Here is a 12,229-nt window from a genome sequence, read left to right as displayed (position 1 = left end):
GGCTCCTCTCTCCTCTTTTGGGAGAGGGGCTGAAGCGCCTCAATCTTCTTGAAACGACTATACAGTTTTTTCCGACTCAAGAACCGGTGTAGAGCCATAGGGGCAAGCCCGAGGTGCTCACTTCAAACTGCAAACGCGCCAGAGCTTCTGCTGCCGGCAGAAACCGAGACCAGCCTCTGCGCCGGGGGAGCAGATCGTAGAATTTGGCATCTGTCGGCAACCCCGCCAGCTCTGCCGCCAAGAGGCGAGCATCCTCTTCCGTGCCCAAGCGATCCACCACGCCTAGGTGGAGGGCCTGCTCTCCACTGAAAATGCGGCCATCGGCAAAAGTCCTGACCACATTCAAACTCAACTTGCGGGCAGCAGCAACCGTCTGCACAAACTGACCGTAGGTGATATCGATCAACTCTTGCAAGATGTTTCGCTCTTCTGGGGTCAGCTCGCGATCAAACGAGAGAATATCTTTGTAGGGGCCAGACTTGATCACTTTAAATGAAATCCCCACTTTATCCAAAAGACGCTCGATATTATTGCCTCGAATGATCACGCCGATGCTGCCGGTGATCGTTCCTGGGTTGGCGACGATTTTTTCCGCTCCCATGGCGATATAAACCCCCCCAGAGGCGGCAATGTTGCCAAAGCTGGCAACAATGCGGGTGCCTTTTTGTTCCCGCAAACGCAAGAGAGCACTGTAGATTTCTTGGGAGTCGGCCACTGTTCCGCCGGGGCTATCGATGCGGAGCACTAGAGCAGGGAGCTGTTTTTCTTCCACCTCTTTTAGGGCTTTGAGAACGCGCTCGCGGGCTTTGCCATCAATGGCCCCTGCCACCTCGATGCGACCAATTTGCCGACGCAAACCACCCCAGAATAATCGCTTCAGCATAGACAAGAACTGGATTGGGATAAGTACATATTTGTATCATGAATGGCGGCTCGTGGCCCGGTCAACCGGTCGCTTAGACGCTGCCATACACCGGGATCACCGCGCCCCTCAGATCCCGCGCCGCTTCCGAGACCAAAAAAGCGATCACCTGCCCAATGGACTCCGGCTTTACCCACCGCTCGGCTTGCGCGGATCCCATGGCGGCGCGGTTGGCCGGCGTGTCGATGATGCTGGGCAGAATGACGTTGGCGGTGATGTCGGTGCCTTGGGTCTCGGCGGCAATGGTGCGGGTCAGAGCCACCACCCCTGCTTTGGAAGCGCAGTAGGCCGCCAATTGCGAGCCCGGCTCCACTGCGCCGCGGGATCCCACCGTTACAATCCGCCCATAGCCCTGCTGCCACATCTTGCGCAGGCTGTGCTTGCAAGCTAGGAAAGTGGTGGTGAGGTTGAGGTCAAAGTCGCGCCGCCAGTCTGCCAAGCTGTACTCGTGGGTGGGGCCCATGGCAAAGCCGCCCACCAAGTGGATCAGCCCATCTACGCGGGGCAGGTCGGCAATGGCGCGGGCAACCGCCGCCTCGTCCAACAAATCCACTTGCACAAAGCGCACCCGATCCAGAGCACTGGCCGGCAGGCGCTGCCGCAGCACGGCTAGCTCCTCCTCCTGTCGGTAGGTCAGGGTCAGCTCTGCCCCGCTGGCCAGCACTACGGGAACCACCCCCAACCCCAGCCCGCCGGTGCCACCGGTTACAAGAATCTGTTTGCCTTGGTTGTCGAGCATAGGTTCGCCCTTAAAAAGCCTTTCCTCAAGCCAAAAAGCGCTGGGCATCCAGCCACCGTCTTTTCCCACCCTACCGCGATTCTTATTCCTCTTGAGGGGCAGCCTTGGGCGCTTTCTCCAGCAGTAGGTCGCTCAAGGCCAGCCAGTGGGGCAGATCCAGCTCTTCGGCGCGGGCATCGGGGCTGAGGCGGAGCTGAGCCAACGCTGCTGCGACCGCCTCTCGCTCCACCAAGCTCCCCAGGGCATTGGTGAGCTTCTTGCGGCGGGTGGAGAACCCTTGGCGAAGGAGTTGGTGAAACCAGCGGGGATCCCGAGCAGGGGTGGGGGCGGGGCGGGGGGTGAGGCGAATCACAGCGGATTCCACCTTGGGGGCCGGCTGGAAAGCGGTGGGAGGCACTTTACAGATCAGCTCGCAATCGGCCAGATAGCGCGTCCGCAGGCTCAGGGCACCGTAGGCTTTGCTGCCGGGGCCAGCCTGAAGGCGCTCGGCCAGCTCTTTTTGCACCAAGAGGACGATGCGCTCGAACTGTCTGACCGGCTGGGCCGGGGATCCCAGCACTTTCTCCAGAATCGGGCCGGTGAGGTTGTAGGGGATGTTGGCCACCAGCAGGCGGGGCTGAGGCGGGAGCGGCAGGCGAAGAAAATCTCCTTCCACCAGGTGAAAACGCGGCTGGTCGGCAAACCGTTTTTGCAGCAGCCGGCACAGATCGCGGTCGATCTCCACCGCCACCACCTGGACGCCCTGGGCCAGCAATCGCTGCGTCAACTGCCCGGTGCCGGGGCCGATCTCCAGCACCCAAATGGGATCTGCGCCTGCCTGAGAGCCATCCAGGTGGGCAGCCCGCACAATGGCTGCGTGGACAGCGGGATCCTTGAGCCAATGCTGACCAAACCGTTTGCGAGGATGGGGCATAGTTAGGCGAATGATCGAGAAGAAATGGCCGGACGGATCATCGCTGGGCCGGGTGGGGAACAGAAATCAAGGTGGGATCGGTATCCTCAGGTCTATCTTGGGTTGATCCGGCGGCAATTGTCTCTGGGCTTGCATCCCCGCCCAGCAGCGGCCGGCGGTAGAGGGGTACCGTAAAGGTAACGGTGGATCCCAGCCCTTCGCCCAAGCTGTAGAAATTGATCTCCCCCCCCATCGCCTCCACCAGCCGCTGGCTGATGGCCAGGCCCAAGCCCGTTCCCCCATATTGGCGGGTGGTGGAACCATCCACCTGGGTGAAAGCCTGAAACAGCTTTTGCTGCTTTTCCAGCGACACCCCGATGCCGGTGTCGATGACGCGGATGCGGGCCAAACCCGGGTTGCCGGGAAGGATATCCGCCCGCACGGTCACCGAGCCTTTGGGGGTGAACTTGATGGCATTGCCCACCAAATTAAGCATCACCTGCAACAGGCGTTGGTAATCGCCCAAGAGCAAAATCTGATCTGAGGTGTTGGGCAACTGAAAGCTCAGTTGTAGGCCCTTTTGGCTGGCCTGCAGGCTGGTTTTGGCTGCCACATCCTTAAACAAAGCTTGCAGGTCGCAGGGCTGAAACTCCAACTGCATTTTGCCCGCCTCGATCTTGGCGATGTCCAGCACGTCGTTGATCAAGGCCAACAGGTGCAGGGCCGAGCGATAGGCCTCCTGCAAAAAGTCCAGCTCCTCTTCGCGGCTTTCGGCCATCCCGTCCAGCACCAGCTTGATAAAGCCGATGATCCCATTGAGAGGGGTGCGCAGCTCATGGGAAGTATTGGCCAAGAACTGACTTTTCAGTTGGTTGGCCGATTCCGCTTGGGCACGGGCCTGCTCCAGCTCTTTGTTTTTCTGGCGCAGTGTCTGGTTGGCCAACTGCAGGCGGGTGGCCAGTTGGCGGCTTTGATCCAGCAAGATGGCGTGGGCAATCGCCGTGCCCAGATAGGTGGCAATGCTCTGCAGCACCTGGAGGTGGCCGGCCTGCCAAACGGGAACGCCGTTGGGCGGCAGCACTTCCAACCAGAGCAGGCTGTTGGCATAGCCGCGATAGGACATGGCAATGGCCAGACGGCGCTCCATCAGCACCGGCTCTTCCTGCCTCAGGGCCTGCAGCAGATGGGGATAATCCGCCAGTCGCAAGGTCTGGTTCAGCAGCGAGGGATCCCCTGGGTTGCGGCGGTACTCGGCGTTAACCGTGAGGGAATCCTGCCCCACTTCGTAGAGGGCCAGCAGGCAGCGATCCACCCCAAACAATTGCCCCAACTGCTCCACCGTCTGCTGGCACAGCTCGCGAATGTCTAGGGAGTGGCCGATGTTGCGCAGCAACTGGGCCGTGATCCCCTGCACCGGATCAGCCAAGAGGGGATGGGGCTGGGCAGTGGGGCTGCTGGCTCCGCCGGCCAAGTTGAAAGGCGTTGCCCCCAACAGCTTGCCCACCACCGAGACGGCTACCACCGCCCCTTCCATGTCCCGTACCGGGTTGAGGGAGAGATGCAAGTGCAACTTGTAGCGGGGCGAGTTCACCTGACATTGGTAGGAAAGGGGATCCCCAGTCTCAAACACCTGGTTGAGCTGGGCTTCGTACTCCCCGGCGTTGGCCACCTCCCAGATTTGCTGTCCACTCACGATGTGCTGAGGGTGGATGCCATATTTCTCAGCCTCTTCCCAATAAAAACCCCAGAAGCGCCTCTGGCGATCCTGTGTGTAGAAAATCGGAGTGGGTCGAAGCACGCCCATGTGGGAAGAGGCCACCATCGCGTCGGGGAAACACAGGCCCAGAGCTCAGGTTTTCCCTGAGGAGGCTGGGCTGGCGGGATCAGAGGCCGGGCGGGTTAGCGGGGCAGAGTCTTTGCTGAGACGGGCGAAGATCATGCGGCCTGCTGAGGTCTGAATGGCGCTGGTTACCACAACGGAGCGGGTTTTGCCCAAAGAGCGCTGCCCTTCTTCTACCACCACCATGGTGCCGTCCTCCAGATAGCCTACCCCCTGGCCCGGCTCCTTGCCCTCGCGGGTGATCTTGATATCGAAGCTATCGCCGGCAACATAGATGGGCCGCAGCGCCTCGGCCAACTCATGCACATTCAGCACCTTAACCCCCTGCAGAGTCGCCACCTTCTTCAGGTTGTAATCGGTGGTGAGCAGCGTTCCCCCTACAGCTTGGGTAAGGCGCACCAGCTTTTCGTCGACGGTGGTCAGATCGGGATAGTTGGCTTCGTGAATGACGAAGCGCTCAGGATAGGCCTTTCGTAAAGCTTGCAGCGTATCGAGGCCTTTGCGGCCCCGCTCTCGTTTTTGGGCATCGGCCTTGTCGGCGATGGTTTGCAGTTCCGTCAGCACAAAGCGGGGAACCACCAGGGTTCCCTCCAAAAAGCCTGTCTCGATTAACTGGGCCACTCGGCCATCGATGATGGAGCTGGTGTCCAAAACCTTGGCCGTGGCAGCCACCACATTGCCCTCTGCCCAAAGGGCTGCCTGGAGAGCATAGTTGGGGTTCAACAGCCGCAGCAGCGAGGGGCCATGGGTATCGGCCAGGCTGACCCCCAGATAAGCAAAAGCCAAGCTGAAAAAGACCGAAGCCAGCGGCTCGAGAAAGCGGTTGAGTTGAGGGGGCAGCGGCAACAAATATACAGGAGCCATGGCCAAGTTGGCGATCACCAAACCAATCACCAGCCCCACCGAGCGGCTGATCAACACGTCCGGCGGCAGGGAACGCACATTGGCCTCGAAGCGACGGTAGCTCCAGCGCACCAGGGATCCCAGAGCCAGCCCTGCCAGCACGCCGAAGCCGCTGGTGACGACGCGGGCTCCCTCCACATTGGCCCCCTGAATGGCGGCAGGAGGGAGCAGATCCAGGCCATAAAACCCAAGGCCAGCCCCGGCCAACATGAAGATCGCGATCAGTAAAGCGTCTAGCATAAAGAATAAAGACAGCCCTGCTGAGTGGGTAACGCTGCTGGGAATAGGCAAATCCGCTTCCTATTCTAGTCGTCTGGTGTTGGATGGATCCGGACAACCAGACTAGCCCTCTCCCCGCAAGATTCAGACTATGTTGAAATCATAGCGATCCCTGGCTGCCTTGAGGGGGCTGGGGGGAAATCGCTACAATCCAAACTCGATGAGGCTGAAAGCAACCATGGCACAAGCACTGGAACTCAATAGCGCGAACGTCGAGAAAGTCCTAGACGAGCTGCGCCCTTACTTGATGGCCGATGGGGGCAATGTGGAGTTGGTGGAAATCGACGGCCCCGTGGTCAAGCTGCGCCTGCAGGGGGCCTGCGGTGCCTGCCCCAGTTCCACCCTGACCCTGAAAATGGGCATTGAGCGCAAGTTGCGGGAGAGCATCCCCGACATCCTAGAAGTGGAGCAGGTGTTCTGAGGATTCTGCCGCTTCTGGTCTGTTATCCTGGTTCCCTGAGGCAGCAGGCCTGTCCGTCGCCCTGATCCTCTGCCTCTTGGCTTTTCTTCCTTCTTTACCTGCACGCCAGCCCATGCCTGTTCTCCTCTCCATCGCCATTCTCGCCCTGCTGATCCTGGTGCATGAGGCAGGCCATTTTGCGGCGGCCAAGTTACAAGGGATCCACGTCAACCGCTTCTCGCTGGGGTTTGGCCCGGTGCTGTGGCGCTACCAAGGTAAGGAGACGGAGTACGCCATTCGCGCCCTGCCGCTGGGGGGCTATGTGGGCTTTCCCGACGAGGACGAGCGTTCCCCCTACCCGCCCGATGACCCGGATCTGCTGAAGAACCGTCCTGTGTTGGATCGCCTGGTGGTGATGAGTGCCGGGGTGATGGCCAACCTGATCTTTGCCTATCTGGTGCTGGTGTTGATGTTTGCCTCGGTGGGCATCCCATCGGTGGCGCGCATCCATCCCGGCATCCTCATCCCTCAGGTGATGCCGGATAGCCCGGCGGAGCGGGCTGGCCTGCAGGCGGAAGATGTGGTGTTGCGGGCAGCCGACCACGACTACAGCGCCATCGCCGACGAGACGGCGGCCTTGGCAGCCCTGAACGATTTTCAGGCGCTGATCCGCAGCAGCGAGAACCAGCCCGTTGCCCTAAAGGTGCAGCGCGGGGCAGGGGATCCCTTCCAGTTGACGGTGATCCCGGAGCTGCGGGGGGAGACGGTGGCCATTGGGGTGACCTTAGCGCCCAACCAGGAGCTGACCTTGCGCCCCGCCCGGAACCTGGCCGAGATCTTCACAGAGGCTGGAAACGCCTACCAGCGGGTGGTGATGCTGAATGTAAACGGTTTGCGGCAGTTGGTTGAGAATTTCCAAAGCACGGCCACACAGGTCTCCGGCCCGGTGGGGATCGTCAAGATCGGCGCGGATCTGGCGCGGGATGATGCTGCCAGCTTGTTTAATTTCACCGCTTTGATCAGCATCAACCTGGCTTTTCTCAACCTGTTGCCTCTGCCCGCTTTGGATGGGGGGCACATCGCCTTTTTGATCCTGGAAGGGATCCGCGGCAAACGGCTGCCCAAGGAGCTAGAAGACCGGGTGATGCAGACAGGCCTGGTGTTGTTGCTGGGCTTGGGGGTGGTGCTGATCTTCAAAGACACCCTCGCCATCGTTACCGGGTCGGGCTAGGGAAAGATGGCCAGCAAACGGGCCTTGCGCCAGCGCGCTTTGGAGATCCTGATCCGGCTGAAGCGCCACTACCCCAACTCCACTTGTGCCCTCCACTACCAAACGCCGCTGCAACTGCTGGTGGCCACCATTTTGTCTGCCCAGTGTACCGATGAGCGGGTTAACCAGGTCACCCCAGAGCTGTTCCGCCGTTTCCCGGATGCCCAAGCGCTGGCAGCAGCCCCGCGGGAGGAGATCGAGGCCCTCATCCATTCCACCGGCTTCTATCGCAACAAGGCCAAACACATTCAGGAAGCCTGCCGCAAGATCCTGAGGGATTTTGGCGGTCAAGTGCCCCGCACCATGCCGGAGCTGCTCACCCTACCCGGTGTAGCGCGTAAGACGGCCAATGTGGTGCTGGCCCACGCTTTTGGCGTCAATGCCGGGGTTACTGTCGATACCCATGTCAAGCGCCTCAGCCGCCGCCTCGGCCTTACCGAGCACGAGGATCCCGTGCGCATCGAAAAGGATCTGATGCAGTTGTTGCCACAAGCGGATTGGGAAAATTGGTCCATTCGCCTGATCGACCATGGGCGGGCCATTTGCACCGCCCGCAAACCCCTCTGCGAGCAGTGTTTTTTGGCCGACCTTTGCCCCAGCGCCCCTCTCTCGGACGGGAAGACGGACAAAGAAGCAGCGACAGCCGTCCAGACCTGAGCGCCTGGCAGCAGGGATCCGGTTTTTGGGCTTCCCCTCGCCCTAGAATAGGCTGCATGGACGATCAACCGACTAGAGTGACACCTGTTTTGGTTATTGCCGGGCTGACGGGATCCGGGAAAACCCTGGCCATCCAGCAACTGGAACAACTGGGCTACACCGGCCTGGAAGGGATCCCGCCTGGCCAGGTGATCCCTTTGGTGGAGGCGATGCGGCCCCACCACACTGCTTTGGCCCTCAGTTTGAATCTCCACGCCCAGGAGTACCGGGATCAGGTTCCCACCCTGGCTGCCTGGGTGCAATCGCAAGGGATCCCTTTTCTCTTTCTGGAGGCTCGCCCCCTGGTATTGCTCAACCGTCTCAGCGCCCACCGCCGCCCCCACCCCCACCACCCTGGCGGTGGCCTGTTGGAAGCCATTGAGCAGGAAGTGCGCGATCTGGCTCCGCTGCGAGAGCGCTGCACCCACTGGTTGGATACCTCCGACCTCAATGCCCAGCAACTGCGGCAGCAATTGCAAGCTCTGGCCCACGGGATCCCGCAGCCGCTCAACCTGCGGCTGGTCAGCTTCGGCTTCAAGTACGGCGCCCCCCCCGATGCCAACTTGCTCTTCGATGTGCGCTTTTTGCCCAACCCCTTCTTTCAGCCCCACCTGCGCCACCTGACCGGCCAGGATCCGCCCCTGCAGGAGTTCCTGTTTGCCGATCCGGTTACCCAATCCACCTACCAGCACATCGTTTCCCTGATCCAGGCCTTTTGGCCCCACTACCGGGCAGAACGTCGCCCCCACCTAAGTGTGGCCATCGGCTGTACCGGCGGCCAACACCGCTCGGTGGCCCTGGTGGAGCGCCTGGCGCAAGATTTGCGACCTTGGACCGTCCCTGCTGGCAACCCTGCCCTGCCTGCCCTGAACATCCAGGTGCAGCACCGCCATTTGCTGGATTCGCAGCGGGAGCTGGAGGCCCGCTTCGGAGCGCCACCCCCTGACGCTGGCGTAGAACAGCAACAGGTTAGGATCCCTTTGGCCGGCGTTTCTGTACCTCCCCATGGCTAAGCCCAGCAACAAGTCCCTCACTTGGGGTATGCGCCGCCGCAAGACTGCTTGGCCGGGCAGTGGCTGGAAATGGCTCTTTCCCGGTCTGGCCGTTAAGCGCTGGCTCACCCTGGCCGTAGGGGGTGTGCTGCTGATGGTGCTGGGCATCGCCATCTGGACGGAATTGACCCCCATCTTTCGCCTGAAGCGGCTGATCGACATCACCCTGCGCCTGATCACCACCTGGATCCCCAACAACATCAGCGGCCCCTTGGTAACTGGGATCGGCCTGGTGATGGTGGTGCTGGGCTTTCGCAGCGCCATGCGCTCCATCGAAGATGTGCTGATCCCAGAGGGGGATGAGGCGCTGGTGGATAAGCTGCTGTCGCGGCGGCGCCTCAGCCGTGGCCCCCGCATCGTGGTGCTGGGGGGCGGCACCGGCCTCTCCAACCTGCTGCGGGGCCTGAAGCGCTACAGCTCTAACATTACCGCCATCGTCACCGTGGCCGATGACGGGGGATCCTCAGGGCGCCTGCGACGGGAGATCGGCGTGTTGCCCCCCGGCGACATCCGCAACTGCCTCACCGCCTTGGCCAACGAAGAAAAGTTGCTCACGGAGCTGTTCCAGTACCGCTTCCAGGCGGGGGAGGGGCTGAGCGGGCACAGCTTCGGCAACCTCTTCATCACCGCCCTCACCGCCGTAACCGGGGGCGACCTGATCCGGGCCATCACCGCCACCTCGCAAGTCTTGGCCATTCAGGGACGGGTGCTGCCGGCCACGCTGGCGGATGTCACCCTCTGGGCGGAGTTGAGCGATGGCCGCCGCGTGGTGGGGGAGTCCAACATCGCCAAAGCCGGAGGACGCATCTATCGGATTGGCTGTGATCCCCCCAACCCGCCGGCCCTGCCGGAAGTCATCGAGGCCATTGAGGCGGCAGAGTTTGTGGTGCTGGGGCCGGGCAGCCTCTACACCAGCATTATTCCTAACCTGTTGGTACCGGAAATTGTGGAAGCTCTGGCCAAAAATATGGCGCCCCACATCTACGTGTGCAACATCATGACCGAGCCGGGGGAAACCGACGGCTATACCGTTGGGGATCACGTCATGGCTTTGGATCGGGTGGCGGGCGTGCGCCTATTTGACGGCGTGCTGGTGCAGCGGGAGCCGCCTTCCCCACGGGCTCTGGAGCATTACCGCCGCAGCGGCTCCGAGTTTGTGATGTTGGATCCTGACAAACTGGCCTACCTGGGCTGCCGCGCCGTTTTGGCCAACGTCATGCAAGAAGATCCGCAGACCGGCTTGGTGCGCCACAACCCCGAGCGCTTGGCGGCAATGCTGATGCGCTGGTTCGACAGGCACCGATAGGACACTCCGGAGAAGCATCAGCGCTGGCGGGAATAAGGTCGGGGATAGGGGCGGCGCATCTGGCGAGCCAAGTACACCTGAAAGGTTTGTGCCACCACGCCCGCCCGCTGTAGCGGGATCTCTGCCACCGGTTCAATTTGTTCAAAATGGTTGCCGTAGGTGGCCGCGATCCCCGCCCTTGGCTGAAACAGCTTGGAGGTAACCAACAGCCCATTTTTTCCCAGCCAATCTTCAGGTTGCGACCAAAAGGCAAAGCCGCGCAGATCTTCATCCAGGCAGGTGAGGGGCTTATCCGTCAGCGGCGCCAAGGCCATGCCGATCTGGCCGCCCAAAAAGTAGGCGTTGGTGAAAATGAAATCCGCCTCGGCAAGAGCCTGGGCCAAGCGGGGATCCGTCTGCAACTGCCGCCGCAACTGTTCAATTGCAATCAACTGAGTCGAGGGATCCCGTTCCACCGGCCACAGGCCCAGCCCACCGGGAGCCTGGAGAAGGCCGTAGCGCACATGGGCCAGCCCCACCCCCACCAACAGGCCCACCGCCACCGCCGTTCCCGCCAAGAGCCGCTTCGCTCCTGGCCACCTTTCCCAACGGGATCCCAAAAGTAAGCTCAGCACCCAAAACCCCGGCATGGGCCAGGTGGGCAAAATGGGCCGATAGCCCCCCATCAAGGTAAAAGCCAGCACCAGCGGCAGCCCACAGGCCAGGATTAGAAGATGCTTCAGCTCCTGATCCGTGAGGCGTCTTCCCTGAAAAAGCGCCAGCCCCACCCGCCCACCCTCAGCCAAGCTCAGCCCCAGCAAAGGGATCCCCAAGGTCGGGAAAAGATAAAAAAGTTCCTCCAGCACCGTCAGCCCCAGCTCTTGCAGTTGATACCCTGCCTCCGGCACCGCTCGCCCCCCCTGGAAGCGAAAGGAGACCCAATCCTGCTGGGCGTTCCAGATCAGCACCGGGCTGAAGGCCGCCAAGAACCCCAGCACTGCCAAGAGCGCCCATCCCGACCTGAGGGCGCAGCGGTGGGCCGGGCTGAGCAGACAAAAGAGCACCAGGCCAAACCCCAACGCCAGGCCGTGGTATTTGCCCAGGCAGGCCAGCCCCATCAATAGCCCCATCAGCGCCAGCCGCGGCCCCGGTCGGTAGCGAGCTGCCCCATAGGCCCCCAATTTCCCCTCTGCCAAGGGAGCCGGAAAAAACTCCTGGGCAGCCACCCACAGGGTTGCCGCCGTAAAAAACATCAGCGGGCTATCCGGCAGGGTCAGCACTCCAAACCCAATCCAGAAAATGGGCGCGATGCTGATGGTTGCCAGGGTGATCAGCCCCGCCTGCAGCGAAAAAAGCCGCGCTGCCGTGAGGTAAAGCAACAGGGAAGAGCCGCTGTAGGCCAGCAGGGATCCCAGTCGAATCGAAAAAGCCGACACCTGCCCCGTCAAAACAGGCCCCAAGCCCGTTGTCCAGGCCACCAGTGGCGGATGGTCAAAATAGCTCCAGTCCAGATGGCGAGTGTAGAGGTAGTAGTAGGCCTCGTCAAAGCCCGGCGGCAACAGAGCAGCCACCCAGCAGCGCAGAAGCAGGCCCAACCCCAAAATCCACAGAGCAGCTTTCGGCACCACAGGGGATCCCTTTAAGCGCGTGGACAGGTGTTATTGTCTCAGCTTTGGCCGGGCTTGTCCCCAAAAACCCAAGTGGGGGCTCAGAATAGGCTAAGCCTAAGACGTTGCCTCCGGCAGCCTTACCGGACACCCCAAAAGCTGGCCCAATTGCTCCGCCTCCGCCCTTGCCTTGCCATTGTCAGAATCGAAACTGAGATGCAACAAAGGCTCTCCCGATGCCAGCTCCACCTTCACCGAAAAATAACTATCGCCATCGGAATCTGTTGACCTCTCAACTACAACTTGCTGAACATCTCTGAAGGAATAAGTTTTCCGCCCCCTTA

At 61.1% G+C, this 12,229-nt stretch carries 12 protein-coding genes; 5 read left to right on the top strand and 7 right to left on the bottom strand.

Features of this window, described 5'->3' with window-relative positions; translation table 11 throughout:
* Nucleotides 1–76 precede the first annotated feature (76 nt).
* From sppA to NW857_RS10450, 5 genes are all read right to left on the bottom strand, one after another.
* On the bottom strand, nucleotides 77–883 hold the full coding sequence (gene sppA, locus NW857_RS10470) for a signal peptide peptidase SppA (RefSeq protein WP_414335107.1): 807 nt from the start codon (nucleotides 881–883) through the stop codon (nucleotides 77–79).
* Between the two features lie 73 nt (nucleotides 884–956).
* Entirely contained in the window at nucleotides 957–1,661 is a 705-nt protein-coding gene (gene fabG, locus NW857_RS10465; RefSeq protein WP_414335108.1) for a 3-oxoacyl-ACP reductase FabG, read from the bottom strand.
* Between the two features lie 82 nt (nucleotides 1,662–1,743).
* Complete coding sequence (gene rsmA, locus NW857_RS10460) at nucleotides 1,744–2,574, bottom strand: 16S rRNA (adenine(1518)-N(6)/adenine(1519)-N(6))-dimethyltransferase RsmA (RefSeq protein ID WP_414335109.1); 831 nt, start codon at nucleotides 2,572–2,574, stop codon at nucleotides 1,744–1,746.
* 37 nt (nucleotides 2,575–2,611) lie between these two features.
* Nucleotides 2,612–4,357 (bottom strand): sensor histidine kinase, encoded by a 1,746-nt coding sequence (locus NW857_RS10455; RefSeq protein ID WP_414335110.1) that lies wholly within the window; start codon nucleotides 4,355–4,357, stop codon nucleotides 2,612–2,614.
* Nucleotides 4,358–4,402: 45 nt separating this feature from the next.
* Nucleotides 4,403–5,536: a PIN/TRAM domain-containing protein gene (locus NW857_RS10450; protein WP_414335111.1), complete on the bottom strand. Its 1,134-nt coding sequence runs from the start codon at nucleotides 5,534–5,536 to the stop codon at nucleotides 4,403–4,405.
* A gap of 217 nt (nucleotides 5,537–5,753) precedes the next feature.
* Between NW857_RS10450 and NW857_RS10445 the strand changes: the two genes are divergently transcribed.
* The 5 genes from NW857_RS10445 to NW857_RS10425 all read left to right on the top strand — a co-directional run bounded on the left by NW857_RS10445 (nucleotide 5,754) and on the right by NW857_RS10425 (nucleotide 10,299).
* Nucleotides 5,754–5,996 (top strand): NifU family protein, encoded by a 243-nt coding sequence (locus NW857_RS10445; RefSeq protein WP_414335112.1) that lies wholly within the window; start codon nucleotides 5,754–5,756, stop codon nucleotides 5,994–5,996.
* A gap of 112 nt (nucleotides 5,997–6,108) precedes the next feature.
* Nucleotides 6,109–7,206: an RIP metalloprotease RseP gene (gene rseP, locus NW857_RS10440; RefSeq protein ID WP_414335113.1), complete on the top strand. Its 1,098-nt coding sequence runs from the start codon at nucleotides 6,109–6,111 to the stop codon at nucleotides 7,204–7,206.
* 6 nt (nucleotides 7,207–7,212) lie between these two features.
* Complete coding sequence (gene nth, locus NW857_RS10435; RefSeq protein WP_414335114.1) at nucleotides 7,213–7,902, top strand: endonuclease III; 690 nt, start codon at nucleotides 7,213–7,215, stop codon at nucleotides 7,900–7,902.
* A 56-nt stretch (nucleotides 7,903–7,958) separates the two neighbouring features.
* A complete protein-coding gene (gene rapZ, locus NW857_RS10430) occupies nucleotides 7,959–8,954 on the top strand; it encodes an RNase adapter RapZ (protein WP_414341653.1) in 996 nt (331 codons plus the stop codon).
* A gap of 28 nt (nucleotides 8,955–8,982) precedes the next feature.
* Nucleotides 8,983–10,299, top strand: coding sequence for a gluconeogenesis factor YvcK family protein (locus tag NW857_RS10425; RefSeq protein ID WP_414335119.1), 1,317 nt, complete (start codon nucleotides 8,983–8,985; stop codon nucleotides 10,297–10,299).
* A 17-nt stretch (nucleotides 10,300–10,316) separates the two neighbouring features.
* On the opposite strand, the gene NW857_RS10420 is transcribed toward NW857_RS10425, so the two are convergent.
* Nucleotides 10,317–11,903, bottom strand: a complete 1,587-nt coding sequence (locus tag NW857_RS10420; RefSeq protein WP_414368889.1) for a glycosyltransferase family 39 protein — start codon at nucleotides 11,901–11,903, stop codon at nucleotides 10,317–10,319.
* Between the two features lie 99 nt (nucleotides 11,904–12,002).
* The coding region (locus NW857_RS10415) for a hypothetical protein (RefSeq protein WP_414368888.1) at nucleotides 12,003–12,229 on the bottom strand (227 nt) is incomplete at its 5' end.

Source organism: Synechococcus sp. H55.9, from assembly GCF_047462355.1.
GTDB lineage: Bacteria > Cyanobacteriota > Cyanobacteriia > Thermostichales > Thermostichaceae > Thermostichus.
Note: the sequence above shows the minus strand (reverse complement) of the source record. Positions and strands in the feature narration are given on the sequence as shown.